The organism is Campylobacter sp. P091 (assembly GCF_002138935.1).
GTDB lineage: Bacteria > Campylobacterota > Campylobacteria > Campylobacterales > Campylobacteraceae > Campylobacter > Campylobacter devanensis.
The window spans coordinates 42,844-69,374 of sequence record NZ_MJKZ01000004.1; the positions used below are offsets into that span (position 1 = coordinate 42,844).

28 protein-coding genes are annotated in these 26,531 nt (G+C 33.7%); 9 read left to right on the forward strand and 19 right to left on the reverse strand.

From position 1 onward, the window contains the following. Positions 1–13: 13 nt before the first annotated feature. From CIGNP91_RS05085 to waaC, 3 genes are read right to left on the reverse strand one after another with little or no spacing between them, the layout of a single operon-like run. The gene (locus CIGNP91_RS05085) at positions 14–1,084 is read right to left on the reverse strand and encodes a glycosyltransferase family 9 protein (RefSeq protein ID WP_086233553.1); all 1,071 of its coding nucleotides are present in this window, start codon (positions 1,082–1,084) and stop codon (positions 14–16) included. After that, positions 1,081–1,944, reverse strand: coding sequence for a lipid A biosynthesis lauroyl acyltransferase (locus CIGNP91_RS05090; RefSeq protein ID WP_086253556.1), 864 nt, complete (start codon positions 1,942–1,944; stop codon positions 1,081–1,083). The genes CIGNP91_RS05085 and CIGNP91_RS05090 overlap by 4 nt, the downstream gene beginning before the upstream one ends. Beyond that, the gene (gene waaC, locus CIGNP91_RS05095) at positions 1,937–2,902 is read right to left on the reverse strand and encodes a lipopolysaccharide heptosyltransferase I (protein ID WP_086225293.1); all 966 of its coding nucleotides are present in this window, start codon (positions 2,900–2,902) and stop codon (positions 1,937–1,939) included. The genes CIGNP91_RS05090 and waaC overlap by 8 nt, the downstream gene beginning before the upstream one ends. A gap of 60 nt (positions 2,903–2,962) precedes the next feature. Here waaC and CIGNP91_RS05100 point away from each other — a divergent pair, with 60 nt between their 5' ends. The 5 genes from CIGNP91_RS05100 to galE all read left to right on the forward strand — a co-directional run bounded on the left by CIGNP91_RS05100 (position 2,963) and on the right by galE (position 6,397). After that, positions 2,963–3,772 (forward strand): 3'-5' exonuclease, encoded by an 810-nt coding sequence (locus CIGNP91_RS05100; protein WP_086234767.1) that lies wholly within the window; start codon positions 2,963–2,965, stop codon positions 3,770–3,772. Further along, positions 3,769–4,584: a DNA ligase gene (locus CIGNP91_RS05105; RefSeq protein ID WP_086253557.1), complete on the forward strand. Its 816-nt coding sequence runs from the start codon at positions 3,769–3,771 to the stop codon at positions 4,582–4,584. The genes CIGNP91_RS05100 and CIGNP91_RS05105 overlap by 4 nt, the downstream gene beginning before the upstream one ends. Then, positions 4,585–4,824, forward strand: a complete 240-nt coding sequence (locus tag CIGNP91_RS05110) for a hypothetical protein (RefSeq protein ID WP_086253558.1) — start codon at positions 4,585–4,587, stop codon at positions 4,822–4,824. Then, positions 4,805–5,284 carry a UDP-4-amino-4,6-dideoxy-N-acetyl-beta-L-altrosamine N-acetyltransferase gene (pseH, locus tag CIGNP91_RS05115; RefSeq protein WP_086253559.1) on the forward strand — a complete coding sequence of 160 codons (480 nt, stop codon included), beginning with the start codon at positions 4,805–4,807 and terminating at the stop codon, positions 5,282–5,284. Before CIGNP91_RS05110 ends, pseH begins: the two co-directional genes overlap by 20 nt. Positions 5,285–5,407: 123 nt before the next feature. Next, the gene (gene galE / locus CIGNP91_RS05120; RefSeq protein ID WP_086241545.1) at positions 5,408–6,397 is read left to right on the forward strand and encodes a UDP-glucose 4-epimerase GalE; all 990 of its coding nucleotides are present in this window, start codon (positions 5,408–5,410) and stop codon (positions 6,395–6,397) included. 189 nt (positions 6,398–6,586) lie between these two features. Here the strand turns inward: galE and sodB are convergent, their stop codons facing one another. The 5 genes from sodB to CIGNP91_RS05145 all read right to left on the reverse strand — a co-directional run bounded on the left by sodB (position 6,587) and on the right by CIGNP91_RS05145 (position 13,159). Continuing rightward, on the reverse strand, positions 6,587–7,237 hold the full coding sequence (sodB, locus tag CIGNP91_RS05125; RefSeq protein WP_086253560.1) for a superoxide dismutase [Fe]: 651 nt from the start codon (positions 7,235–7,237) through the stop codon (positions 6,587–6,589). Positions 7,238–7,341: 104 nt separating this feature from the next. Next, the gene (locus CIGNP91_RS05130; protein WP_086253561.1) at positions 7,342–8,013 is read right to left on the reverse strand and encodes a hypothetical protein; all 672 of its coding nucleotides are present in this window, start codon (positions 8,011–8,013) and stop codon (positions 7,342–7,344) included. A gap of 123 nt (positions 8,014–8,136) precedes the next feature. Next, on the reverse strand, positions 8,137–8,802 hold the full coding sequence (locus CIGNP91_RS05135; protein ID WP_201790880.1) for a hypothetical protein: 666 nt from the start codon (positions 8,800–8,802) through the stop codon (positions 8,137–8,139). A gap of 137 nt (positions 8,803–8,939) precedes the next feature. After that, positions 8,940–9,122: a hypothetical protein gene (locus tag CIGNP91_RS05140; RefSeq protein ID WP_086253562.1), complete on the reverse strand. Its 183-nt coding sequence runs from the start codon at positions 9,120–9,122 to the stop codon at positions 8,940–8,942. Positions 9,123–9,412: 290 nt separating this feature from the next. Next, positions 9,413–13,159 (reverse strand): S8 family peptidase, encoded by a 3,747-nt coding sequence (locus tag CIGNP91_RS05145; protein WP_086253563.1) that lies wholly within the window; start codon positions 13,157–13,159, stop codon positions 9,413–9,415. 210 nt (positions 13,160–13,369) lie between these two features. Between CIGNP91_RS05145 and CIGNP91_RS08620 the strand changes: the two genes are divergently transcribed. Together CIGNP91_RS08620 and CIGNP91_RS05150 are read left to right on the forward strand one after the other, a co-directional pair. After that, positions 13,370–13,531: a hypothetical protein gene (locus tag CIGNP91_RS08620; protein WP_180383220.1), complete on the forward strand. Its 162-nt coding sequence runs from the start codon at positions 13,370–13,372 to the stop codon at positions 13,529–13,531. After that, complete coding sequence (locus CIGNP91_RS05150) at positions 13,531–13,905, forward strand: type II toxin-antitoxin system death-on-curing family toxin (protein ID WP_086253564.1); 375 nt, start codon at positions 13,531–13,533, stop codon at positions 13,903–13,905. The genes CIGNP91_RS08620 and CIGNP91_RS05150 overlap by 1 nt, the downstream gene beginning before the upstream one ends. 194 nt (positions 13,906–14,099) lie before the next feature. Here CIGNP91_RS05150 and CIGNP91_RS05155 read toward each other — a convergent pair whose 3' ends face one another. The 9 genes from CIGNP91_RS05155 to CIGNP91_RS05190 all read right to left on the reverse strand — a co-directional run bounded on the left by CIGNP91_RS05155 (position 14,100) and on the right by CIGNP91_RS05190 (position 21,514). Continuing rightward, positions 14,100–14,735, reverse strand: a complete 636-nt coding sequence (locus tag CIGNP91_RS05155; protein WP_086253565.1) for a protein-L-isoaspartate(D-aspartate) O-methyltransferase — start codon at positions 14,733–14,735, stop codon at positions 14,100–14,102. Beyond that, entirely contained in the window at positions 14,728–15,279 is a 552-nt protein-coding gene (locus tag CIGNP91_RS05160; protein WP_180383221.1) for a carbon-nitrogen hydrolase family protein, read from the reverse strand. The genes CIGNP91_RS05155 and CIGNP91_RS05160 overlap by 8 nt, the downstream gene beginning before the upstream one ends. Continuing rightward, on the reverse strand, positions 15,263–15,388 hold the full coding sequence (locus CIGNP91_RS08825) for a hypothetical protein (RefSeq protein ID WP_272889776.1): 126 nt from the start codon (positions 15,386–15,388) through the stop codon (positions 15,263–15,265). The genes CIGNP91_RS05160 and CIGNP91_RS08825 overlap by 17 nt, the downstream gene beginning before the upstream one ends. Next, positions 15,378–16,400, reverse strand: coding sequence for a ribonucleotide-diphosphate reductase subunit beta (locus tag CIGNP91_RS05165; RefSeq protein WP_086253566.1), 1,023 nt, complete (start codon positions 16,398–16,400; stop codon positions 15,378–15,380). The genes CIGNP91_RS08825 and CIGNP91_RS05165 overlap by 11 nt, the downstream gene beginning before the upstream one ends. Positions 16,401–16,427: 27 nt before the next feature. Beyond that, entirely contained in the window at positions 16,428–17,792 is a 1,365-nt protein-coding gene (locus tag CIGNP91_RS05170) for a nicotinate phosphoribosyltransferase (protein WP_086233563.1), read from the reverse strand. Between the two features lie 78 nt (positions 17,793–17,870). Beyond that, positions 17,871–18,365 carry a phosphatidylglycerophosphatase A family protein gene (locus CIGNP91_RS05175; protein ID WP_086253567.1) on the reverse strand — a complete coding sequence of 165 codons (495 nt, stop codon included), beginning with the start codon at positions 18,363–18,365 and terminating at the stop codon, positions 17,871–17,873. An 8-nt stretch (positions 18,366–18,373) separates the two neighbouring features. Then, positions 18,374–19,552, reverse strand: a complete 1,179-nt coding sequence (locus CIGNP91_RS05180; RefSeq protein WP_086238486.1) for a sulfate adenylyltransferase — start codon at positions 19,550–19,552, stop codon at positions 18,374–18,376. Continuing rightward, positions 19,530–20,402 carry a response regulator gene (locus CIGNP91_RS05185; protein ID WP_086253568.1) on the reverse strand — a complete coding sequence of 291 codons (873 nt, stop codon included), beginning with the start codon at positions 20,400–20,402 and terminating at the stop codon, positions 19,530–19,532. The genes CIGNP91_RS05180 and CIGNP91_RS05185 overlap by 23 nt, the downstream gene beginning before the upstream one ends. Continuing rightward, entirely contained in the window at positions 20,399–21,514 is a 1,116-nt protein-coding gene (locus CIGNP91_RS05190; RefSeq protein WP_086253569.1) for a bifunctional 2-C-methyl-D-erythritol 4-phosphate cytidylyltransferase/2-C-methyl-D-erythritol 2,4-cyclodiphosphate synthase, read from the reverse strand. Before CIGNP91_RS05190 ends, CIGNP91_RS05185 begins: the two co-directional genes overlap by 4 nt. A 384-nt stretch (positions 21,515–21,898) precedes the next feature. On the opposite strand from CIGNP91_RS05190, the gene thiC reads away from it, so the two are divergent. Both thiC and CIGNP91_RS05200 read left to right on the forward strand, forming a co-directional pair. Next, a complete protein-coding gene (gene thiC / locus CIGNP91_RS05195; protein WP_086253570.1) occupies positions 21,899–23,260 on the forward strand; it encodes a phosphomethylpyrimidine synthase ThiC in 1,362 nt (453 codons plus the stop codon). Continuing rightward, positions 23,241–24,227, forward strand: a complete 987-nt coding sequence (locus CIGNP91_RS05200; protein WP_086253571.1) for a YeiH family protein — start codon at positions 23,241–23,243, stop codon at positions 24,225–24,227. Before thiC ends, CIGNP91_RS05200 begins: the two co-directional genes overlap by 20 nt. Here the strand turns inward: CIGNP91_RS05200 and CIGNP91_RS05205 are convergent. Further along, positions 24,219–24,794 carry an anthranilate synthase component II gene (locus tag CIGNP91_RS05205; RefSeq protein ID WP_086225271.1) on the reverse strand — a complete coding sequence of 192 codons (576 nt, stop codon included), beginning with the start codon at positions 24,792–24,794 and terminating at the stop codon, positions 24,219–24,221. The genes CIGNP91_RS05200 and CIGNP91_RS05205 overlap by 9 nt on opposite strands. Beyond that, complete coding sequence (locus CIGNP91_RS05210; protein WP_086253572.1) at positions 24,791–26,530, reverse strand: bifunctional chorismate-binding protein/class IV aminotransferase; 1,740 nt, start codon at positions 26,528–26,530, stop codon at positions 24,791–24,793. Before CIGNP91_RS05210 ends, CIGNP91_RS05205 begins: the two co-directional genes overlap by 4 nt. Between the last annotated feature and the right edge of the window lies 1 nt (position 26,531).

The window sequence follows — 26,531 nt, forward strand, 5'->3', positions numbered from 1 at the left end:
CTTATAAATTGGTTTATTTATTTAAATTTTGTTGACTTTGTGTAATAAAATGGTTTTTTATTTCATTTTTTATCCAGTTAATATCTAAACTATTTAAGCATTCACTCACACCAGAATTATTGCACCCTTCTAGACCGCATGGGACGCACTTTAAATTATTTTGAATTACAGTGTGAATACCCATTTTTTGAATCCCGCCTTTGCTCTGATAGAGGCTTTTGGATTTTGAATTATCCCATGGACCCCAAGCAGATGTATAACTAGGCCCAAAAATAGCTATACACGGCACATCATTGGCTGCAGCCATATGCATTATAGCAGTATCGGTGCCGATATATAGCTTTGATTTAGAGCTTAAAAATGCCACTTCATCTAAGCTTAAATTTCCCATAAATACAATTGGGTTTGAGCTACAAAGTGATAAGATATTTTTCATTTTGCTTATCTCATTTGGATTTTTATCACAGGTTAGCACAACTCTTTTATCTAGCTCAATTTCGCAAAAATCAATAATTTTAGCTACTGCTTCATTGCTTAAACACTTATAATCAAACCTAGCCATAGGATGAATATGGATAAAATAATCTGGCAAATTTAAATCATAATTATTAAAATATAAATTTACTTTAGTAGTGATAATATCTTTACCCAAAGCATTAATGGCAGATAAATTTTGCATTACGATATGGCCGTTTGATTTGGATTCGTGAGTTATGAGTTTGTTTAGAATTTGGTTTGTTCCTTTGCGTGATACTATGGTTTTAGCTCCGCTAAATTTAGCTAAGAATATCCCACGATCGCTAGTTTCAGTATTTATTACTATATCAAATTTCTCTTTTCTTAACTCTAAGGCGTATTTTAACTCAAGCCAAATTTGCTTAAATATATTAGATTTTTTAATAGTGCCTCTATCATAGATATGGATTTTATCAATTTGTGGATTATTTTGTATTACTGCTTGAGTTCCTTGATTTAAAGCAAAGTGTATAGAAGCATTAGGATAATGGGTTTTAAGATTAGCAACTAATGGCGTAGTTAAAAGCACATCGCCTATAAATCTAAATTTAATAATTAAAATTTTCATTTGTAAATCTCTGGGTAGAACTGTTTAAATTTCTTATGCATCCAAAAGTACTCATCTGGCTTGCTTTTTATCATATCTTGAGTAGCGCTACTTTGGGCTTGTGTGGCTTGTTTGATTTTATCGCCATTTAGTTTATTGATATCTATTGGGTCATAAAAGCTAATCTCATTTTTATCGCCAACCCTTTTGATAAAAGCTGGGATTATTATTGCATTAAGCTTAGTAGCAAAGATACTAGCAGCATGTGTGTGCGAGATACGATTAGAAAAAAACTCACACTCTACTCCATCTCTAATATCTACATTTTGATCAACTAAAATACCAAGAAGTCTTCTGTTTTGCAATGCTTTCATAATCGCTCTTGCGCCACCGCTTTTAGGAATTACTTCTATATTAAATCTGCTTCTATTTTTGCTTAAAATTCTATCCATCACAGGACTATCAAGGTTTCTGCCTACAATGCTTACAGGGCCAAATTTAGCTGCCATCGCAAGGCTAAAAAGCTCCCAATTACCATAATGTGCAGTGGTGATGATAATTGGACGATCTTTGAATTTATCTAAAATTTGAGCATTTTTAAATTCAACTTTAGATAAAATTTGCTCTTTTGTGTTATTTTGATTGCGTAAAAACTCCACGCCAAAGTGAGCAAAATTGCGATAAGTTTGCAAAATAATCTCTTCTATATTCTCAAATTTACACATTTTTAGATTGGTTCGCATTATATTTGTATGTTTTTTATCAAATTTGTAAAAGCCTTTTGCAAGTAGATCAAAAAATATATTTTGAATAGCTTTTGGAGTGTAGATTGCGATAAATCTAAGCATATAATATAGCCATAAATATAAAAAATCAACCATTTAAAAGCTCAGAATTTAAAATATTTTTTGCTAAATTTGCTATATTAATTGGTGATATCTCATTTATGCAGTAATCGCTCTTATCTATATTTCTTGCATCGATTTTTTTGCCTGTATCAATAGTATGATTTATAGGCGTGATAAAGCTATTTCTATGGCTTGGTCGATTTCCAAAAAGAGTGATACTAGCTCTATTTTGAGCCCAAGCTAGATGAGTTATACCGCTATCATTGCCAATTACAAGTCCTACGCTTTGCATAAAATCTATTACCTTAGATAAACTCATAGGACTAAGTACTTTAGCATGAGTATTATAAGCAATTTTACTAGCAAGTTCATACTCTTTAGCATTTGCTGATATGATATTAATCTCATAATCTTTTAGCAAATTTATAACTTCATTAAATTTATCATAACATTTGCTCATTTCGCTTGCAAATGGTGCTATTAAAATAGTTTTAGATGGTTTAGGCTTTATATTTGAGATGAAACAAGCAGATTTTTGCTTGATATCATTATCATTAAAGCTAAAGCCCAAAGCAGCGCTAGCAAGAGCTAAATTTCGCCTTATAATATTCTCATTATAATCAATTTTAAACTTACTCTTATAAAATATAGAAGCTAGTGGCTCTTTTATGCTATTTTTATCAAATCCAGCTATATTGCTACCTAAAACTTTAGCTACAAGGGCTGATTTTATAAGGCCTTGAAAATCTATAATAAGATCAAAATGATTACTAAATTCTCTAAGAATTTTAAAACTTTTAATAAATTTTTTATCCTTTAAAGGAAGTGTGATAACATCAACGCCATCTAAAAGATGAACAATACTACTAAATTTTTCATCTACAAACCAGCTAATTTTAGCATCTTTAAAATGCTTTTTGATAAATTGCACAACAATGCTTGTATGAACTATATCGCCAAGAGCTGAGAGTCTAATAATTGCTATTTTCAACTAATTTTCCAAGATTTTTTGCTATTATTTTATCTAAATTTGATTAAAAGTTGGTAATTTATGAGCGGTTATATATGTGTATTTGATTGTGAGACTGTGCCTGATTGTGATTCTTTAAGAGAGGCTTATGGTTATGAAGGTGATGATAAGAGTGTAGCACAAATGGCACTTGAGGCGCAAAAAGAGCAAAGTGGAAGTGAGTTTTTGCCAGTTTGTTTTCATAAAGTAGTAACTATTAGTGCAGTAATAGCTGATGAGTTTGGTAGATTTAAAAGAGTATCTACAATTGCTGGAGATAGTGAAGAGAAAAAAATAGCTGAATTTATTAAATTTATAAATGAGCATAATCCTAGACTTGTAAGCTACAATGGTAGAGGCTTTGATCTACCTATGCTAATGATAAGAGCGATGCGTTATAATATAGAAGCTAGTGAGTATTTTAACACCAATGATAGGGCTAATGGCAAGGATAAATGGTGCAATTATAGAAGTAGGTATGATGGAGTTTTTCATCTTGATTTGCTTGATCATATTAGCGATTTTAAGGCTGTAAGCGGGCTAAAGCTAGATCTACTTTGTGCTAGTTTAAATCTGCCTGGTAAATATGATGTTTGTGGCGATGAGGTGATGAACTTATACTATAATGGAGAGCAAGATAAAATTGATGAATATTGTGAATCTGATACGCTAAATACATATTGGTTATTTTTAAAATATGAATTATTGCGTGGTAGGTTAAATTTAGATGATTATGCTAATTATTTAAGCTTGATGAATGAGTATCTAAACACCCAAAAATCAGATATGAGTTATAGCATAGTATTTGATAGATATATAAAAAATGAACTTGATAGATTAGGGCGTAGATGATTAGGATATGTTTATTAATTTGGCTAGTTTGTTCTAGTGCTTTTTCTTCTGTAATGCTTCTTAAAGAGTATAAAGATGAAAATCTAACTGGATGGATGATGAGCGAAAAATATGATGGCGTGCGTGCTATTTGGGATGGCAAGGAGTTAAAAAGTCGTAATGGTAATATAATTAATGCACCATCTAGCTTTATAGCTCAATTGCCAGATTTTGCACTTGATGGAGAGCTGTGGAGCAATAGAGGAGAGTTTGAGCTAATTGCTTCTATAGTACTAGATAAAAATTCCGATATTAAAGCATGGCAAAATATTAAGTATATGGTATTTGATCTACCTAAATTTGATGGAAATTTAAGTGATAAAATGGCCTATTTAGAAGAGTTTTTAAGCCTAAATCCAAGTAGTTTTATAAAAGTTGTAAAGCAAACTTATATTCAAAACAATCTCCATGCTTTTGCCTTTTTAGATGAGATTGTAAGTAAAGGTGGCGAAGGTATAGTAGTTCGTGTTCCAAATGCATCATATATAAGTGGCCGAAGCGATAAAATACTAAAATTAAAAAAGTGGCATGATAGTGAGTGTCAAATAGTAGCTATAAATAATGGTAAAGGTAAGTATGAAGGTGCTATGGGTTCAGTAGATTGTGTAGATATTTTTAGTAAAATTAAATTTAAAATTGGATCTGGATTTAGTGATGAAATACGAAAAAATCCCCCAAAAATAGGCACCATAATCACATATAAATTTCAAAATCTAACCAATAATAATAAGCCAAGATTTCCAGTATTTTTACGAATTAAAAGAGGTGAATAGATGAAAAAAATTATATTTTTATGTGTATTGATCGTTAGCTTAAATGCACTAATGCTATATGAGCCAAAAACAAAAGAGCAAAAAGAGGGCTACAGATATGGTCAGACGATGCGAATGCTAGGTATGGGCAAATGGGAGTGTGATAGGAAATTTAAAAATATCGATAGCGAAAAACTAGAGTGGTGCGAGTATGGTTGGGTTGATAAAAGTGAGGAGATAGATGCTAGAAAGCTTGATTAATGGTATAAAGCTTGTCAATTTTACTAGCTTAGATACTAAAGAGATAAAGATGATTTATCATTGGCGAAACAACCCTAAAATTGCTAGATATATGATAAATAAAAGTATAGAGTGGAATGAGCATATAAGATTTATAGATACTCTTAGTAGTTCTAATGATAAAATATATTTTTTAGCTTATAAAGATGATTTAGCAATTGGAGTAATTTCGTTTGTAAATATCTCTAAAAGCTCTTGTGAATTTGGGATATATGCTAGTCCAGATTTGCGTGGTATGGGCGATTTACTTATGGAAGTGGTTGTAGATTATGCGTTTAATAGGCTATATGTTAAAGAGATTTTAGCTAAAGCTTTTATAGATAATTCAAAAGCTATAACGCTTTATAAAAAATTTGAATTTAATATAATTAAAAAGGATAAAGATATGGTATATTTTAGTCGTAAAAAAGATAACATTTAATATAAGATCTCTTTGCCAAAAAGACTTTTAGCATAATCTAATCCAATAAATTAACTAAAAGTCAAATTTATAGCCAAGATAAGAGTTAAATTGGCTATAATATTGCAAATTTAAGGAGTAAAAATGAATATTTTGATAACTGGTGGTGCTGGATATATTGGTTCGCATGTATTAAAAGCTTTATTAGAGCGTGCAGCTGATAAGATAACTGTAATTGATAATTTTTATAGTGGTTCACAAGATGCATTAGTAGCGCTTGAGAGTGTAGGTAAATTTGATTTTATCAAATGCGATTTAGCTGATACTGCTCATCTTAAAGAGATTTTTGCTTCGCATAAATTTGATGCTATTATACATTTTGCTGCGTATATAGAGGTGTTTGAGAGTATGCAAAATCCATTAAAATACTATCTAAACAATACTGCAAATACAGCAAATCTTATTAATCTTGCGGTGGAATTTGGCGTAGAGAAGTTTATATTTAGCTCTACAGCTGCAACTTATGGTGAGCCAAAAGATGGAGTAGTATGTGAAAATAGCCCACAAAATCCTATAAATCCATATGGTACATCAAAGCTAATGAGTGAGCAAATTTTAAAAGACGCAGCCGTTGCAAATAGCAAATTTAAGTATGGGATTTTAAGATATTTTAATGTAGCAGGAGCTTCAAGCGACTCTTTAATCGGTCAAAACTATCCAAACGCAACTCATTTAATTAAAGTTGCTACACAAACAATAACTGGCAAAAGAGCAAATATGAGTATTTTTGGGCGTGATTATGATACCAAAGATGGAACTTGTATTAGAGATTATATTCATATCGAAGACCTTGCTAGTGCACATTTAGCGGTTTTGGATTATTTAAATAGCAATGATAGTGATATCTTTAATGTCGGATATGGGCATGGATTTAGCGTACTTGAGGTTATAAATACTGCTAAGAAAATAAGCGGTGTGGATTTTGAAGTAATAGATGCGCCAAGACGCTTAGGCGATCCTGCTGTGCTTATAGCAGATTCATCTAAGCTTAGAAATCTTACATCTTGGAAGCCTAAAAAGGATAATCTAGAGACTATAATCGCCTCAGCGCTTGCATGGGAGAAAAAGATTTAAATTTGTTATATATTGCGATCTTGCTTGCAAAAGTGATAAATAATTTTAAATTTTTAGCTCCAGCAAAGTTGGAGCTAAATCTCAAATAACATATAATGGCTTTACCATCTTTGTGATAAAAATAAATTTTTTATCTATTTTCTAGCTAAATTTGGCTATGATTCTAGCCAAATTTAGTATTTAAAATGATTAATTACAACCGCAATGTCCGCAGCAACTAGCTACTGGATGAAGCTCATCGATATAGAATTTAACTGAGTTTAATCCCTCTTTTTTAGCCCACTCATACGCTGTACTTACAAAATCCCAGTTGATATTTTCATAAAATTTCTCTAAATAAGCTGGACGAGCATTGCGATTATCAATGTAATACGCATGCTCCCATACATCCACTACTAGAAGTGGCACTAGACCATCAGTTACTGGAGTAGCAGCATTTGAAGTATTTTTAATCTCTAGTTTGCTTGTGTTTGGGTTATAAACTAGCCATGTCCAGCCTGAGCCAAATAGAGTTGTAGCAGAGCTGATAAATTCAGCTTTAAAGTCTTTAAAATCACTATTTAAAGCCGCTTCAAGCTCACTGCTTTTATCGCTTTTTTTAGCTATACAATCCCAGTAAAAATCGTGATTATACACTTGTGCAGCATTATTAAATAATCCGCCTTGTGAATTTACAAGTACATCATACAAACTAGCTTTAGCTAGGTCGCTATCTTTTGTAAGATTATTATAGTTATTTACATATGTTTGGTGGTGTTTGCCGTGGTGATAATCGCAGGCTTCTTTACTCACTACTGCGTTGGAATTTGGGTCAAATGGTAGGTTTCTTAACTCTAACATATTTTATCCTTTGATTAAATTTGAGATTTGAAATTATAGCCTAAAATATTAAATAAGAGTATAAAACTCTTAAATAAATTTACAAATATTGCGAAATTTAAATATCACAACTCTTTTATAGTATCAATAAACTCACCAACAAGCAAAGAACCTTTAATTTTACTATTTTCAAATACCATGAAATAAAAGTATTTATCCCCAGCTTTATCTGCCCACTTTGAGCCTAATTTGAGCTTTGTCTTGCTATCATTATTTGTTCTATCATCGCCTTTTACTTCTACCATTATGATATTTTCATTTTCGGTGCAAATTATAAAATCTGGGTAGTAATTGATAAAGGCATTTATACAAAATCCAGGTTTCATATCTTTATTTCTATGCCACCATTTTATGTTATCTAGTGATACGATTTCGGTTAAAAGCCTGTTTTCTAGTGAGTTTAAATTATCTATTTCTTCTTCATATAGGGATTTATCGCGCAAAGAGCTTAGTTTATAAGCTTGTATTTTTGGCTGAAAGCTAAAAGTATTTTTTATTTTGATGATACCTTTATTTAATAAGTCATAAAATACTTTTTCCCTATGCTCACTTTTTAACTCATTGATTTTATTTCTTATTTTTAGTGCGTATGCGTCTATTTCATCTAATAAGTCTGCTTTTCTTTCATCGCTTAGATTATTTACTATACGCTCTATATAGTTTTTTAAATCATTTTCGTTTAAAGCATTATCTTTTCTAAGCTTATAAATAAAACTAGCATTTAAATTTTCAAGCATCCATAATGAATTGATTGGATTTATAATTTTCTGGTACTAAGTTCTTAGCTATACTCTTAAACACAACAAACCTTTGAATATACTTTTAGTGTATTTATTTGGATGCTAAGCGCTTAAATTAGTCTATTTTAATTTTTCAACTATTACTTTAGACTCCATAGTTACACTTTTAAGAACCACTCTATGTAGCTTTCCTACTTTATCTGGCGTTGTACTCCAAACTCTTTCATCGTTGCGATCATTTAGATTTACATTTTTTTCTAAGATACCATAACCTAATTTTATTATATCAACTGTAAACCCTGAATTATGACTGAATGAGTAATACATTCTTCTAGCATTTTCATATTGTTCAGAGTCACCCAAAAGCGTATAGCCTAAAACCACAGTAGATAGATAATATAGTAATTTACCTATTCTATTACCTCGCAAATCTCTATCGACTTCCACGGCGCTAACTTCATAAACATTCTTACAACCTATTCTTTTAATTTTATCTGTAGGTATTAATCTTATCATAGCGACAGGACTATACCTATCCTTAGTTCCATTTGGGTTAGCTTTAGTTGGATAATCTTCGGGGACTATTCTAGATAAAATATGAAATGACTCCCTTTTATAAAAGTAAAATTCTTCACCATTATAAAATACTTTATAAACAAAGGGTGATTTGTCGAATGTATATTCAATTGAAGTTAAACTATGCTTATTGACATACTTTAAATTTCCAAAATCATAATCAGCTGATTTAGCAATTGCTTGCTCTTTTATAAAATCGGAAAAGCTCATTTGTTCTCCTTTATATGATTATATCATATACCTTAAAACAACTTAAAATATTATTAATTTTCAAACTCTTAAGAGCTTGTATCTATATTACCAGCTCTTAACCTATCTCTGATTTCTTGATACTTTTAGCTCCATTTTTATACCTTTTTAATATCTCTTGGAATTTTTTTGAAAGTTATATTGTATTTCATCATAGTCTCATCACTAAGCACACATACATCAGCATAAATTACATAACTACTAGCCTTTTTTAACTTTGCTAAATACTCAAAATCTAGTGTAGTTACTTCATCTTTTTTGTAGATAAAATAATAAGCCACTCCATTGCACTCACCTAAAAAATCGCTATCATTTTGTTCATATTTTTCTTTTGTCTCGCTAAAATAGATATATTCTTTTATTTTTTCACTGCTTATGCTTTCATTTATATTTCCATTTTCTTCTAGTAGTCTTCTCCAAGCTCATCAAAATAGCGATAAATTATATTTTTATATAGATCAGCGGATATTAAATTTCGTTTTCTAGGCTTAAAGGCCAGTAGCGATAAATTCTTATAATTTATCGCTAAATTTCTCCACTTATTGCTTTTCATAAAATTATAATTTCACTCTTAAAATCTAATCCCCGCCCTAATAGCAGTATTTATACTATGTGTATCTTTGGTTATCTCGCTTGAGACTAAAAAGTTTATAAATTTATTACCCTTTTCGATATTAGCATCAGCACCAAAATAGACACTATCAGTATTTAGCTTAGTTGTTTGTGTCCAAAGATTATTTTTAGCATCTACAAAATACTCTGTACTACTAAAACTATCACTATTTAATCGCCTTGTATAAAAAGCAAAGCCATTTAAAGTAGCAAAAAGATTGTTTTGGGTAGCTATATTGTAAGCTATATTGCCACCTAAACTTAAATTTAAGCTATTTATAGATATATCTTTATACCCCTTAGCCAATATACCGCCACTCTCTTCAAATCCATCTTGCTTAGTATATATATAATTTAGCATAGATATCGGCGTCCAAACAAAGCTATCATTTATCTCAAAATCTTTTGATAGACCAAGCCCAGTTGAGACAAAATAGCTATTATAATCGGCTTTTAGCTCATCACTTGAGGTTAGGATATAACGACTAGTATCATTAAATCCCATACCGACATCCACGCTAGCTATTAAATTAAAATCGCCAAAATCTTTTAAACCAGCTAAACCCACAGATATTAACTTGCTTGTGATATCTGAGAATCCATAATCCCCTTTTTGGTGAGAATAGTTCAAAAACGCACCCAATTTCACATCATCGCTTACCCATTTGTTGGTACCTAAATTCACAGAATATGTATCGATATTATAGTCATCGCCTTTAAAATATGAGTATGAAACCCTACTGAAAATCTCGCTTTTACTCAAAGCTGCGTTATAACTCTCTAAGATATCATAGACCATACTATCAGTCATATCGCTATTTATAAGAGCTAATTTCGAATTCTTAGCTATAGTAGCGACCTTTGTAGCGCCACTTTGAAGAGTTGCAAATGGCAATGTTTGTTGTCCTAAAGTTCTACCTGTGAAGGTTGCAGCTTCTCCTGCGGATCTTGAGATATCTTTTGAATTTACACTTGATAGAATTTCTTTTTTACGATTATTGCTTGTTGTATCTAATTCTCCAAAGAATTGTTGATATTTTGGGCTTAAATTCGCTGAATTTCTAATCTGTATCAATGACTTAGATACTGCCAAGTTTGTCGCTTGTGAGGAGTTTGTAGGTTTATAGGCATCTTCTTTTATTTCTACTATTATAGTGTTGCTATTGCCAGAATTGTTGTTTTGGTTACCAGATTGGTTTCCAGAATTGTTATTTTGGTTACCGGATTGATTTCCAGATTGGTTGCCGGAATTGTTGTTTTGGTTACCGGATTGATTTCCAGATTGGTTGCCGGAATTGTTGGTGTTTTCATTATTTTGGTTACCAGATTGGTTACCGGAATTGTTGGTGTTTTCACTTGATATTATTGTGTTATTATCTTTTAGTTTAAAATTTAAAGTGCTTGTACCTAGGACTGAGATATTAGTAAATTTATCTAGATTTCCATTCTCACTAAGCTTATCAAAATCAATTTTAATCTCTTGCCCAGTTTTGAAAAACTCCCCACTAAGCGGGATATAAACCAAATTTCCACCCTTGATATCATAGTTTGTAGCGATGATATCTGAGTTTGCTTGGTTATTAAAATTTATGTGTAGGCTTGCGCTTTGGTTTTGGGTATATGTACCATTTACATTTAAAACGCCGATTTGCCCCGCTCCACCAGGCATCACAATACCGCTTTCATTGGTGAGATTTTTGGCTATGGTTCCAGTTCCGCTTATCAAACCACGATTTCTAGCATAAACATCGCCACCAGTGAGCATGCCAATTATTCTAGCCTCACCGCCATTGATAGCATATAGATTTTGCTTAGCGTTAGTTTCGCCTGATATTAGGATTTGACCGCCATTATCAGCATAGAGAGCTGAATTCTCCGCTGTTACTCTATCAAATTCCAAAATCCCGCCACGAGCTATCGTAGGGCCAGAATAATTTAGAGTATTTTGGCTAAATTTCAAAGTCCCATCGCCAGTTTTTATAAATCCAGCTTGTAGAGTAGATAAATTCGCATTTACTCTATCATCGCTTTTAAGGGAGTTTATAGCGTCACTTAGATGGTATTTATCATCCCATTTTATCTCATCTATATTATTTGTGAATGTGCCATTTAGTCCATTTGTATCGATAGTGTAAAATCCATAATATTGATTTTCAAAATTCTGTATATCACTAGGATTTAGGCGATTTATATTTAGTGCTGCTAAGCCATTTAGAGCCTTACTAGCATCCAAGATACCACTACCTATGAAATCTTCTTTGCTTAGTTTCATCACTGCTACCGAATTTGCTTTAAGACCGCTACTCACATCGGCATCGCTTCTTAACAAATGTTCTAGTATATAGTTTGCTATGCTTTCATCATTTTGGCTTGATTTAAATCCAGCTGCTACTAAATCTTTTTTGACTTGTTCCCAGTCTATACCGCTACCATTTGTTGGCACTTCATGACCAATATAAAAAATGCTATAAAATTCAGACGAGCCAGTTTTGCCGACATTTTTGGTTACTACTAAATTTGGAGTCTCTACATTTTTATTAGCCGTAGTTAGCAAGATATCGCCGATTTGTGAGCCATTTAAAAATGGAAATTTCTGCTCTACCAAAGCTGCCACCCCACTAACAAGTGGAGCAGCAAAGCTAGTCCCAGAATCTGTGATAGTGGTGGTTAGGTCTGTTTTTATCTTCTTGCTATCAGTATCATAATATGTATAGCCATATCTACCATTAGCTGTTACTATGTTTTGAGCCGGCGCCATAATACCATAAAGCGAGGCTGATCCAGCAAAAAAATTGCTATAAGTATAGATCCCTTGCTTATTAATTAGCTCATTTAGGATTATTCCGCTTTTTTTATTGCCTGTGCCGGCGCTCCACTTATCGGCTGCAGCTTTCCACTCATCATCAGTGATTCCACCGATTGTTATCTTATCATTTTGGATAGTGATTTTATCAGCGTTCAAGCCCCCAACAGCCAAAAGCCCACGATAGCTCTCATCATAACTTGGCAAAACAGAATTCGCCCTAGGTGAGCTAAAACCATCATTTCCTACGCCAACGATATTTAATATCCCTTGCTCTTTGGATAGCTCGGCTAAGGCTTGAGCCCTTTGCAAACTTATATCACTTTGTGTGAGTTTTTGGAATTCATCATAGCTTATAGCGCTGCTATTTTGGCTATTTGGGGCTATAGCCTCTAGACCATTGCCCCATTTGCGATTTATAAGAGCAAATCCATTGCTAACATAGCTATGATTTATCACCTTTACGTCACTATCTATCATCTTTTGGATATCGGCTTTTATATCGCCTGTGTATAATGGGCTTGGATTTAGATATGCTAGGCCATAAAATGTCGCACCATTTGCCACGCCCATTAGATCACTGCTATTACCCACTATGAGAGATGATACTTGAGTGCCATGAAGCATAGTGATCTTATCACCACCAGCGAAGCGATCTGGGTCTATGCTGTTATTTATCGAATTTATCAATTTGTTTTGGATTATTGGATTTTTAGTATTAAATACGCTATCTACAACGCCAATTACCACGCCAGCGCCATTTATATTTGGATTTTCTTGTTTGGCATTATGGAGATTTATAACGCTATAAACCTTATCATTGGCCTGCGCTAGGGAATTTGTAGCTGATAATAAAACAGAAGCGCAAACCAATGATAGCGTGATTTTTGAGATTTTTTTCACGAATTTTCCTTAAAAATATGATAAATAATTTTGCCTAATAATTAAAATTATCACTTTTTATCACTTTAAATTCGCTTAAATTCATTTAAATTACATTAAAAATTATAAATTTTTAAACCACTATAGCTCAAATATCCATAATATAATTTTCCATATAAGTAATTTTAAAATATTAAAAATATATAATAATCAAACTAATAAGGAGATAAAATGAATAATGTAAATAATACCCAAAAAAATGTGGAGAAAAAAAGTAAAGAAACATCTCGTATGATTACTCGTGAAGAGTTTGAAAAAACTAGACAATATGGATTAGAAAAACTAAAAGACCCAGAAATTAGAGCCGTATTTATGCGTTTAAAAGATAAATAATGTATTATTTTGATTTGCGATGTGCTATTGATTTTCACGATGATATAATTCGTGAAATAGGTGGTTTAGAAGGATACAATAAAACTCAAATAGGATACCTAAATTCAGCATTAGATCAGATACAAAATGATGATTATTATCCAACTTTTTTTGATAAAATGGCTCATATAATTTTTTCTTGTGTAAAATTTCATCCTTTTTTAGATGGTAACAAAAGAACTGCAATTTATCTTGGTTGTCATTTTGCTAAAGTAAATGGCTTAGATTGTCCAAATCGATATTATACCAAAATGGAACATGTAGTTGTTAAGATTGCCGAAGATTACATATCAAAAGATGATTTAAAAGATATTCTTTCTGTAATTCTCACTTAAAAATCTCCTAAACAAAGAAATAGACAATGAAATCAAAAGAAGGGCTTTTAGAGTAGATTATCCCCTTTTGATTATCATATTATCGCTATTTTTAGCATTAAAAGTATATTTTTCTCTAGCGTATGATAAGGTGCATTGTATCTTAAAACCTCATCTTTTCCTATCCAATTTAAAGATGGCATATTACTCCTTTTTTATCTCTGCTCTGTTCCATCAAGCAATGGGACAAATACACACTCATCTAAAATTTGGCTAATGATTTGGCCATTTGATTTTTTGTATTGTGTGATATATTGTTTATTATCCTTAGCTACTGGTGCGACCAAAATTCCATCATCTTTAAGCTGGCTAAATAACCTATCAGGCACACTTTGGCAAAAGCAACTAAGTATAATCCTATCATAAGGCGCATAGCTTCGCCAACCTAAATTCCCATCATCAAATCGTATAAATACATTATTTATCCCTAAATTTTTCATCAAAGATTTAGCCGAATTTGCCAACGCCTCAATCCTCTCCACACTAAAAACACGCCTTGCTATCTTAGCCAAAATCGCCGCTTGATATCCGCTACCGCAACCAATCTCTAGTATATTATCGCAATTTTCGGCCTCTAGTGCCATTGTCATCTTAGCTACAGTTAGCGGTGAACTAATCCACTGATTTGAACCAATTGGATGCGCATCAAGCTTAAAAGCATTGATAGATACCGGCACAAAAGGCGTCCTAGGCGTACTGCTAAAGGCCTTATAAACCAAGGGGCTAAGTTCTACGAAATTTGCTATCTCATCGCTCATTTTTTGACATTTTGCTGCTTCTAAACTACTCATCATCTATCCATTTTCTAAATTTTTTAATCAAATTAATACCAAATTTAGCCACATCTGCCTTGCTACCATCAGGGGCAAAAACTGCACTAAATTTCAAATCCACATCGCTACACGCTAAAGTGTAACAACGATTTTGCAGAGCCAAAGCCTTGCATAAAGTCTCATAATGCTCACGCCTGCTTTGCCCCCACATTGCTGGTACTAGTATAACATCAGCGCCACGCAATCTACTCCAAAGATCTATAAATCTAATCTCAAAACAGATCAAAACGCCAACTTTTATCCCTGCTATTTCTCGTATGGAAATCTCATCTAAATTTCCAAATTTAAAAATTTTATCCTCACCATTTGGCTTAAATAATTTATATTTTCTTTGTTTAAACTCAAGCCCATTTGAACCTAAAAGCCTAAACTCATTATACCCATCAAACTCGCAGCTATATCCTAGATATGCACCACTTTTTAAAAAATTGGCTAAATTTTCATCCAAATCCAGCCAAAACATCCTATCAAGTCTCTCATAGCCGCTAACACAGCTCGCCACAAAGCGCTAAATCCCCACTTTTAAGCGAACTAGCAAATTCGCAAAGCTCGCTAGCTCTACGAACTGCTCCTAAAGAGCTTAAAACTTGCGTTTTAAGATTAGAAATCATCAAAACTTAAGCTACCTTTGCTATAATTTGTCACCTTGCTTTCAAAGAAATTTGATTTTTGGTCATTAAATTTAGCAAAATCATCAACCCATTTTATCGGATGAGTTACATTATATAGCTTTTTAAGCCCAATTGATGTAAGTCTATCATCTACTAAATACTTTATATATTGCTCGATTATATCATCTGTAAAGCCCATTATTTGATTTTGAGTAATATATTTACCCCATTCAATCTCTAAAGCTCCAGCCTTTTTAAACATATCATAAATTTTAGCCTCAATTTGTGGAGTAAATAGATCTGGGCGCTCCTTGCGAACTGAGTTTATCATATTTTGAAATAATAACAAATGAGTTATCTCATCTCTTTGGATAAATCTTATCATTTGAGCGCTTCCAAGCATCTTTCCAGCCCTTGCTAAGGCATAAATCGCTGTAAATCCGCTATAGAAATATACCCCTTCTAGAATTTGATTTGCTACCATAGCTAGAAGTAGTTTCTCATCAGTTACCTCTCCGGCTAACTCTTCATAAACACTTGAGATATAATCATTTTTACGCCTTAAAACCTCATCATGCTTCTCCATCTCATAGATGAGATCTGTATTATCACAGATCGCTTCTACCATTACTGCGTAGCTTTTAGAGTGATTTGCCTCTTCATAAGCTTGACGGGCTAGAACAGCATTTATCTCAGGAGCAGTTATATATGGGTTTATATTATCGGCTAGATTGTTTGTCTGAAAACTATCCATAGATATAAGCTGACTCCACACTAGATCATACATACGCTTTTCAGCCGCTGTGAGATTACAAGCATAGTCACGCACATCATCAGTAGTATCAACCTCTTTTGGAAACCAAGTATTTGCCTCCATAAGATCCCAAAGTTTAAGCGCCCAAGTATATTTAGCCTTTGTGAAATTCAAAATTCCATGCGGATTACCATTAAAAATTTTACGCTCACTTAGCGTCTCATTTGATGCTGGATTATATATCTTTTTTCTATGCATTTTCTATCCTTTATCTAAATTTATAAATTAATCATACTCCTTAGCTCTAGCCCTGATATCATCAAAGCTAAATTTGCGTAAAATTTCACCATCTTTAAATACCTTAGTTAGCCAATTTTGCCTACCATTTAGCTCATCAAATCTTATAGTTTTATATAGGTCATTCTCTTTAATGAGTGCTAAGCGACCTGATTTTGAGCGTTTTTTAGGATCTGTAACTGGATCTTTATATACATCTCTCCACTTTATCCCATCGCTACTTACGGCATTTACCTTCATAGCAAACCTTAGAGTATCTCTATTTAAGTGTTGAAGCAACGCCCCACCCATACCAAAGACAATATTATCGCTACTAATTTTTCTAAATTTAAGCTCATTTAAGATATCTTCTATACTTTGCGGATTTATCCCATCGCCATATATAAGCCTTATATGATCTGGCAAGACCTTATAACCTTTGGAATTTATACTATAACCTGCTAGGCTCATCATCTTCTCTATACACTCACTAGCCATTGTTACAGGATTGCCACTATCTGGACGAAGCACCACCTTGCCACCTAGCTTTTTAACCTTATCAAAGAGTTTGCCCCACAAATCAATAGCATTTAAGGTATCATAGCTATCAATCACACAAGCAAAAATCCCATCGCCGTAGCTTTGTACCATATTCTCATAAGCTTGAAATTCCCCATCCTTGCCCCATGAAGTCATCGTGCTATGCTCGCTAGCTGGTATGCTAAATGCCGCCATATCCGCACCATAATATTTTTTGGCAAATAACGCTCCTGTGATGGTATCAGAGCCTTTGAAATTCACCATATGAGCACTCCCACCAATACCGGCACTCTCAAAGCTACTAACCCCCCTAGCACCAAAATCATGTAAGGCAAAATCGATATTTTCAGGTGTTCCGCTCTCTTTTAAAAAGTGTAAGATATTTTGCTTACAAAAGTAGCTATTAGTCGCTACGGCCACAGGATACCAAATTGAACGCAAAATCGCCGTCTCAAAATACCCTACAAGCCACGCTAAATTCGGATCTGTATTTTTAATCTGTAAAAGGACATTTTCAGTTTGTATAATGCTACCTTCGGCCACCGCCTCTATCTCTAAAGGCAAAACCCCACCATGATGCTCTACTATATATTTCCAGCCATCTTTATTACATTTCATCCCATGTGCTTTGATAAACTCATCAGCCTCATCTATATCATCGTAGCTTATCTTTTGGCTTAGATACTCCATCAAAAATATCTGTAATCCATAAAATAACAAGCGATTCCACCGCCCACCACGAGACTCAATATATGAGCTTATAAATTTAATATCTTTTGGGTATTGCAAATAGTGTGAAATTTTGTAACTATCGGTATTTAGTATTGGATTCATATCTGCCTCTTTTGTAAAATTTGGCTTGTATTTTATCAAATTTAATTTGAATTTTGGGCATAATCAGCCACAAATTCACTAAATAATTAAACCAAATTTAACCAAAATAGCCACAACTGCAGCGGTGATAAGCCCAGCAAATCCGCCAGCTACCATATCATCGCTCATTACGCCAAGACCGCCTTTGAGATTGCGATCTAGCCTACCAATGATACTAGGCTTAGTAATATCTAAAATTCGAAAAAAGACAAAAGCCAAAATCACACTAATCCAGCCAAATTTATCCACCCCAAACTGCTCCCAGCTAGATAAAGCTATAGATATTGCCACCCACACACCAGCAACCTCATCAATGACTATAGAGCTATCATCGTGTGTGCCACTCTTAGCCTCATAAGAGTCAATCACGCTAATACTAGCCAAAAATAGCAATATACTGCCCATAAATAGCGTCTCAAGCCCGATATAATAATATATCGCCACGCCCGCTATACTTCCAGCCAAGCTACCCCAAGTCCCAGGTGCTGGTCTTAGTAAGCCAGAGTAAAAAAATGTTACAAATAACTTTTGCATTTTCATCCTTATGTAAGTGAAGTAGTCTGATATAAACTCATTAAATCTAGATAAAAATCATTTTGAGTGCGATCTTCTAATAACCCAACATTAGGGAATAGATCATTACAAATTTTTTGGAAATTTTCAAATCTATTTGGAAATAGAGTGCTTAATATCATAGCTGAAATCTCCTTTCGCATTAAAATCGCAGGCGGCAAAATCCCACTAAATAAAAGCTCTTTTAGGGTATCGGATTTATACTTGATATGATGGTGCTGACCATGCGGACAAGTCTTGATACTCACAATCGTTCTACACTGATTACAATAGACCAATTCAGGCATAACTATAAGCTCTATATCCAAATTTTTTGTTACGCTATCTAAGATTGTATTTGGTTGATTATGATCGTAAAACATTCCGATACCGCCGTGATTTTGCCCTACTACTAGCTTTGTCGCACCAAAGTTATAAGCGGCTAAGCACTCCAAAACCGGATTTATATGATTGCTAAATAGATAGGTATTTTCAAAAGGCACTATAACCACACGCTCATTAGGCAAGAAATTGCTTACGAAATATTCTAAGGTTTTTAATCTCAATTTAAAATCCAAATTTCGCCTATTTTCAAGGGTACAAATCAAGAAAATTATAGTGATATCAGCCTTATCAATAGTCATTCTCACTAGCCTTTCATGAAGTCTGTGGAATGGATCAGCTGTGAGCATTAGAGCGGTTACTTTTTGATAATTATTTTCCTTTATTCTATTTAGAACATTTTCTTTAATCTTAGCTAAATTATTATCATAAATTTCAAATTCGCCGCTAACTGCGTACTTACCTGTTTTATTATCTTCATCAAGTTCAATCTCTCTAGCAGCAAAAATACTATTATAAGGATTTTCAAGCTTATAAACTGATGAGACAACCATATGACCAACTATATTTCCATTTAGTGCAAATTCAAGTTTTTGACCCTGCTTTATAGCTCTAATCACAGCTTGATTTCGCCTACCAAATGGAGCAAAGGTATAAGCATATGGCATAGGCTCACCTCTAAAATATCCAGTTTGATAAACGCTTTTTGCCTCATTAGCATCCATAAGCCTTTTAAATTTACCTAAAATTTGATTTTTGATAAGACCTAAGGTGCCATATGTATCTTGATTGATATTTATAATATTACTTCTGTCTGTAGATATCATGCCTTTTTCTTCTTTCCCATATTGATTTGCGTGATATTCCAAGTTTTTTTGATATCTCAGTATCTGGCAAGATATCTTGATACAATAAAATCATCTGCTTAACATACTCATCAATTGATAATATATCACTCATCATAGCAGCACGCGGCTCACCTAGCATCATAAAATTAAATCCTATATGATCACTTGCGCTATGAACGATAGTTGGCGTACCTCGCAAAGAATCAAGCATATTAGCCCTTGCTTCTAAGCTAAGCTCATCAATATTTCTAATATATATAAAGCTATTTGGCAATAAAGCCTTAATATCAAAGCCAAGCTTAGCATCTACAATTTTACAATTTAATCCGCTCTCTTTAGCATAACTAAAAACAAAACCATCGCTAATTTGAATTTTACTAGAGCTAATAATCAATGGTAGCTTAATCTTTTTATGGTCTAAGCTAGCTGGTTTATTAACTATCATAGCCGATTCTAGCATAATGCGGTAAGTTTCATTTAAAGTCTCATATCGCTTAAAAGACTCAAAAAATTTAATCTTTCTAACAAGCTCTTCTATCATAAATGGCTTTTGGATATAATCACTCACCCCAGCTTTAATGGGATTTAGCACGGTATCAGAGCTAATGTAGCTAATTAATAAAATTATAATTGAATTTTTGTGATTTTCTATAACCTTATAAAATTCATTAGCCCCAAAGCTAGTAGAGAGCAAAACTACATCATATTTATCATCCCTTAAAGCCTCAAATGTATGAGTAGCAATCTCACAGCTATAGCCAAATTCAGATAACTTGCTAGCGATACTTTGAGCTAGGTAAATTTCGTTTTCTACTATTAAAACTCTCATATCCTAGCCCAATCAAAATATTTTAAATTCGCATTTGCTATCACAGCTACGCCCTCGCTACGCCCTGTAAAGCCTAATTTCTCGCTTGTTGTGGCTTTGATATTTACTCTAAATCTACTTATGCCCATCACACTTGCTAAGGTTTGAGCCATCTCATCTTTATATGGAGAGATTTTAGGCTTTTCACAAATGATAGTCAAATCCACATTTACAATCTCAAATCCAATAGAACGGATGAAATCCACACTCCTTTCAAGCAAAATTTTAGAGTCAATGCCTTTAAATTTCATATCATTATCTGGAAATAACTGCCCGATATCAGGCGCACTAGCTGCTCCTAAGATCGCATCACAAAGTGCGTGTATAGCTACATCGCCATCGCTATGAGCCTTAAAAGCTCTATCAAATTCTATCTTCACACCGCCTAAATTCAGATGATCCCCATCGCAAAAGGCATGGACATCAAAGCCATTACCGCAAAATATATCAGATGAAGGCGGATCAAGATTTATAAGTTTCAAATCATCTTTATATGTAAGCTTCCTAGCTCTCTCATCACCAGCAATATACCATACCTTACCACAGGTAGCAGCGATAGCCGAGCTATCATCTGTGTAAATTTTATCGCTATTTAAAGCCTTTTTTAATACCGCAGTTTTGGAGAGTTGCGGGGTTTGAATTCGCTTTAACTCATCTCTATTTATATACTCACTACCATAAGCAACTGTGTCGCTGACTTTTAGAACTGGCACGATACAATCAGCCAAATTCGCATCATCTATCAACCGCTTTATCAAAGCTTGGCTTATATCCACTCTAGCTATATCACTTACCATAACATAATCGCTATTTATATGATTAAGAGCGTTTTTAAGGCTCTCTTGTCTAGTGGCGCCACCTTGGACGAATTTTATATTAGTAGCGAATTTGGACATATATTCGCACTCATTACTAACTACAATAATCTCTTTAAAATTATAATTTGAGCTTATATTTCTAGTCGCTTTTAGCCACAATGGGGTATCGCCAGTGCGTAGCCACTGCTTTTTAACAGGCAATCCAAACCTTGTAGAGCTTCCCGCACCTAGCATTATTAAAGATATATCAATCAAAATAGATCCTAAATTTAAAATCATGTTACGAAATTATACATAGTTTTAAATTTCATTTGACTGAAATTAACATAAATTTTAATCCAAATTTGGCTAGTTAATCACCAAATTATAGATATTTTAATCAAATATAAACCAAATTTACTTACAAAAGCCACTTAAAAACTATATTTAAGATATATTAAATTTAAGCTTTTTAATGTGTAATCTCTACTCAATAATATTATAACAGCTAAATTTGTAACACAAATAGCTCAAAATAGTCTAAATTTAATGAACAAATTATATAAATCAAATTTAAATCAACAAATTATTTAAGAGTTGTTTTGTATTTAATTAAATATTGTAAAATTCACTTTTTAAACGCTTAAAAAAGGATAATAAATGAGAAAAGAGTGGTGTCAAAAACGCCAAAACGACGCTACCCCAACTCAAATGTATTACGCCAAAAAGGGCATAATCACTGAAGAGATGGAGTATGTAGCCAAGATAGAAAAGCTTCAAGCAACCCAAATTCGAGACCTAATCGCAAGTGGAAAGCTCATAATCCCATCAAATATCAATCATCATCATCTAATTCCGATGGCAATAGGCAGAGCCGTAACTTGTAAAATCAACGCAAATATCGGATCAAGTGCGATAATCAGCAATATAAATGAAGAGATAGAAAAGCTAAATGTATGCTTAAAATATGGAGCCGATACCGTGATGGATCTAAGCACTGGTGGAGATTTAGATGCTATTAGAAAGGCTATAATAGCCAACTCAACCGTCCCGATTGGCACCGTGCCTATATATCAAATCATCCACGATATCAAAGATTTAGATAATCTCACACCACAAATTATGCTAGATTGTATCGAAAAACAGGCTAAACAAGGCGTTAGCTACTTTACTATCCACGCTGGATTTTTGCTTGAGTTTATGCCATTAGTGGCTAAACGCAAAATGGGAATTGTCAGCCGTGGCGGTAGCTTGATGGCTAGTTGGATGATGAAACATCACAAAGAAAATCCATTCCACACAGCCTTTGATGATATATGCGATATCTGTGCTAAATATGATGTGGCTCTATCTTTGGGTGATAGCTTGCGTCCTGGCTGCTTGGCTGATGCGAGTGACGCGGCTCAAATGGCTGAGCTTAAAGAGCTTGGCAATCTAACTAGAAGAGCCTGGGCTAAAAATGTCCAAGTAATGGTAGAAGGCCCTGGCCATGTGCCATTTAATCAGATTGAATTTAATATGAAAGAGGAGCAAAGACTTTGTGATGACGCGCCATTTTATATCCTTGGGCCACTTCCAACTGATATAGGCGCTGGATATGATCATATCACAAGTGCTATTGGTGGGACTATGGCTGCATATCATGGTGCTAGTATGCTATGCTATGTAACGCCAAAAGAGCATTTAGGCCTACCAAACGCAAAAGATGTAAGAGATGGGATAATAGCGCACAAAATCGCTGCCCACTCTGCTGATATCGCCCTTAATAGACCAGGAGCGATCGATAGAGATCACGCTATGAGCGACGCTAGATATAAATTTGAGTGGAATAAACAATTTGAATTAGCCCTAGATCCTGATAAGGCTAGAGAGCTTCATGATGAGAGCTTGCCTCAAGATGTCTTTAAAGAAGCTGAGTTTTGCTCTATGTGTGGGCCGAAATTTTGCGCTTATAAAATTAGTCAAGAGATAGCCAAAACTAGCTGTGAAAGCTACCCTACAAATGAGAGCAAAGATATATAAAACAAGGAAAATTTACGCCGCTACTATCTTGATAATTTTAGCGGCGATATCTATTTTAGCAGCGAATTTTTTAAGTGCTTTTGGGATTAGTGCTTTGATAATTGCTGTGATTTTGGGTGCTATTTTAGCCAATAGTAGCCAAAAAAGTGCGAATTTGATAGCTAGAAGTGGGATTTTGGCTATATCTACAAAGCAAATTCTAAGACTAGGCATTGTCTTATATGGATTTAAAATCAGCCTTGATGATGCACTTAGTATCGGCTATGCTGGGATTTTAAGCGCTTTTATCATTGTTTTTAGTAGCTTTATTTTTGGATATTTTATCTGTCGTGTTTTTGGTATTGATAAGAAACTTTCAGTCTTGATAATCTCTGGGTCTAGCATCTGTGGTGCGGCTGCTTTGATGGCTACTCAAAGTATTGTCAAAGCTTCACCAAATGCCGTGGCCATCGCACTTTGCTCGGTTGTGGTATTTGGTAGTTTAGGGATGTTTGTATATCCATTTGTCCTTAGTGAAATCCAAAATCTCAAAGCTGGATTTATAATCGGTGCTAGCTTACACGAAGTAGCGCATGTAGCTGGTGCTAGTGCCTATAATGAAGTAGTAGCCAATAACGCAATTATAATAAAAATGTTAAGAGTTCTAATGCTAGCGCCATTTTTGATAATTCTAAGCCTTGCTAGTGGATTTTTCATCGGCGAAAAATCAAGCATTAGGGCGAATTTCCCATATTTTGCTCTATGGTTTTTTGTAGCATTACTCTGCTCTGGATTTATAAATCCGCAAGTTAGAGAGTTTATATCTTTGGTTGATAATTTCTTGCTTAGTGTTGCGATGAGCGCTCTAGGGCTTACAATCACCAAAAAAGCTTTGAAAAATGCGAATTTAAAGGTATTTATCGCTTCTAGTTTGATATTTTTGTGGCTTATTGTTTTGGCTTTTGTCTTAGCAAATTTGCTATTTTAAATTTAAGAAATTTTTTAATATCTTTTTACCTTGAGCTTGCAATATAGACTCAGGGTGAAACTGCACCCCATAGCAACTATATTTTTTATGCTTGATAGCCATTATAATGCTTTTATTCTCCACTTTTATATCTGCTAAGATATCAAATTCAGCCGTATTCTCCACGCACAATGAGTTGTACAAAGCGATTTTTAATGGCTTTTTCACCCCTTTAAAAAGCGTGGATTTTTTAAATTCACACTCCACGCTCACTCCATGAAAAGGGCGTGGCATCCGCACCACTTCTGCGCCAAAAGCCTTAGCCAAACATTGATGACCTAAGCATATACCTAAAATCTGCTTTTTAGCCCCAAGAGCCTTAATAATATCCATACAAACTCCAGAATCATCAGGTGTGCCAAACCCTGGTGAAATAATGATTTTATCAAATTTATTAGCATATTTTATAGCTTTTTTGGCTTTAGCAAAATCATTTTTGACTACCTTGACTTTAGCGCCTAACTCCTTCAAATAATAGACTATATTATAGGTAAATGAGTCGTAATTATCTATTAGTAAAACTCTCATAACTCCACCTTGATAGCGCCACGAAGTGAGTTAATAGCGTAAATTTCTTTAGCATTTTTTAAATCATCTAAACCCAAAATCGCCTCTTTTATCTCGCCAAATTTTAGTAGCCTTTTGCGCAAAGTCCCATCTAGCATACCACAATCTAATTTTGGCGTTAATAGCTCACCGCCGATATTTAAGACGATATTTGAGCGACTCCCCTCGCATAGCTCATCTCTTTCATTAAGATAAAAAATATCAAAAAGCCCATCATCTATAATCCTCTCATCTCTTAGCGTGGTTTTGTGATACAATAGATCATTACAAGAGTTTAGGCGGTTTTGGCTAATTGCGATTTTATGGGATTTAAGTGGGGGAATTTGAGTTTGGGTTATCTGATATTCGCCACTTTTATTAAGGATTAAATTCACTCTTAAATCCACATTATCAGCCCTTAAATTAGCAAAAATCTCTCTAAATTTATCTATACTCTCAAATCCGCCATTAATCCCACCAACTATATCGCTAAATTTCAATCTCTCTTCATCCATCTCGCAAAGCTCAAATCCCATAGGCAATTTAAATCCTAGCAACCTAGCGCTATTTATCAATCTTTTTAAGTGATTTTGTAACAAAAATATCTTATCTTCACGCAATAGCATAGTCTCAAAAAGATTAAATTCAATTTTTGGTCTTAAAAAGCTACTTTTTAGCTCCAATTCAGCAAATTCATCATCGCACTTTGAGCCCCATACCACGCCACTTCCAACGCCATATCTATAATATTCATCTTTAGTCCATTTCTGAAGCGTTCTAATCGGCACGCTAAATTCCGCCCTTTTATCGCTGATAACCCCCATCGCACCGCAATAAACCCCACGATCTCTAGCTTCTAAACGCTCTATAATACGCATTGTGGCAAGTTTTGGCGCACCAGTAATCGACCCACAAGGATAAACAGCTTCAAAAATCTTATTTAAATTTCTGCTCTTAAGCCTTGCTTTAAGCGGCGAAATCGCTTGAAATAGCGTTTTTAGCTTAATGATTTTCATCGGCTCTTTTAGCTTTAATGAGCCAATTTTAATAATCTTACTCATATCATTACGGAGCAAATCAACTATCATCAAATTTTCACTTCTATTTTTTGGGTCGTTTTTAAGCTTATTTTTTAAAACCCTATCTTCATCTTTATTTTGACCCCGTTTTATAGTGCCTTTCATAGGCGCAAAGGTGATTTTCTTGCCTTTTAGTTTAAAAAACAGCTCTGGCGAAAATGATATTATCTCACAAAATTCACTCTTAAAATAGCCAAAATATCTACTCTTTTGCCTACTTAAAAGTGAGGTTATAATCTCCTTGCTACTAGCTTTGGTGGATATTTGTAGTTCATTTGTGAAATTTATTTGATAGCTATTGCCACTGGCTAATTCATCTTTTATTTGATTAAATGCTTTTTCATACTCTTTTTTGGATAAATTTTTTACAATTTGCGGATAAAAATATGGCTTAAATATAGAGAATTCAAAACTCTTTTGGGCTTTAAAAATCTCTTTATTTTTATAACCTTTGAAGTGCGCTATAGGGTAATTTGACGCTGTTTTGCTAATATCATAAACTATATAACCTACAAAATATAAATTTTTTATCTTTTGTATAGTTTTTAAAGCTTGATTAAGCTCATCTTTATTAAAGCAGATAAATTCGCTTTTTAAATCACGATATAAATATTTACCAAAAATGCTAAATTCACTCATA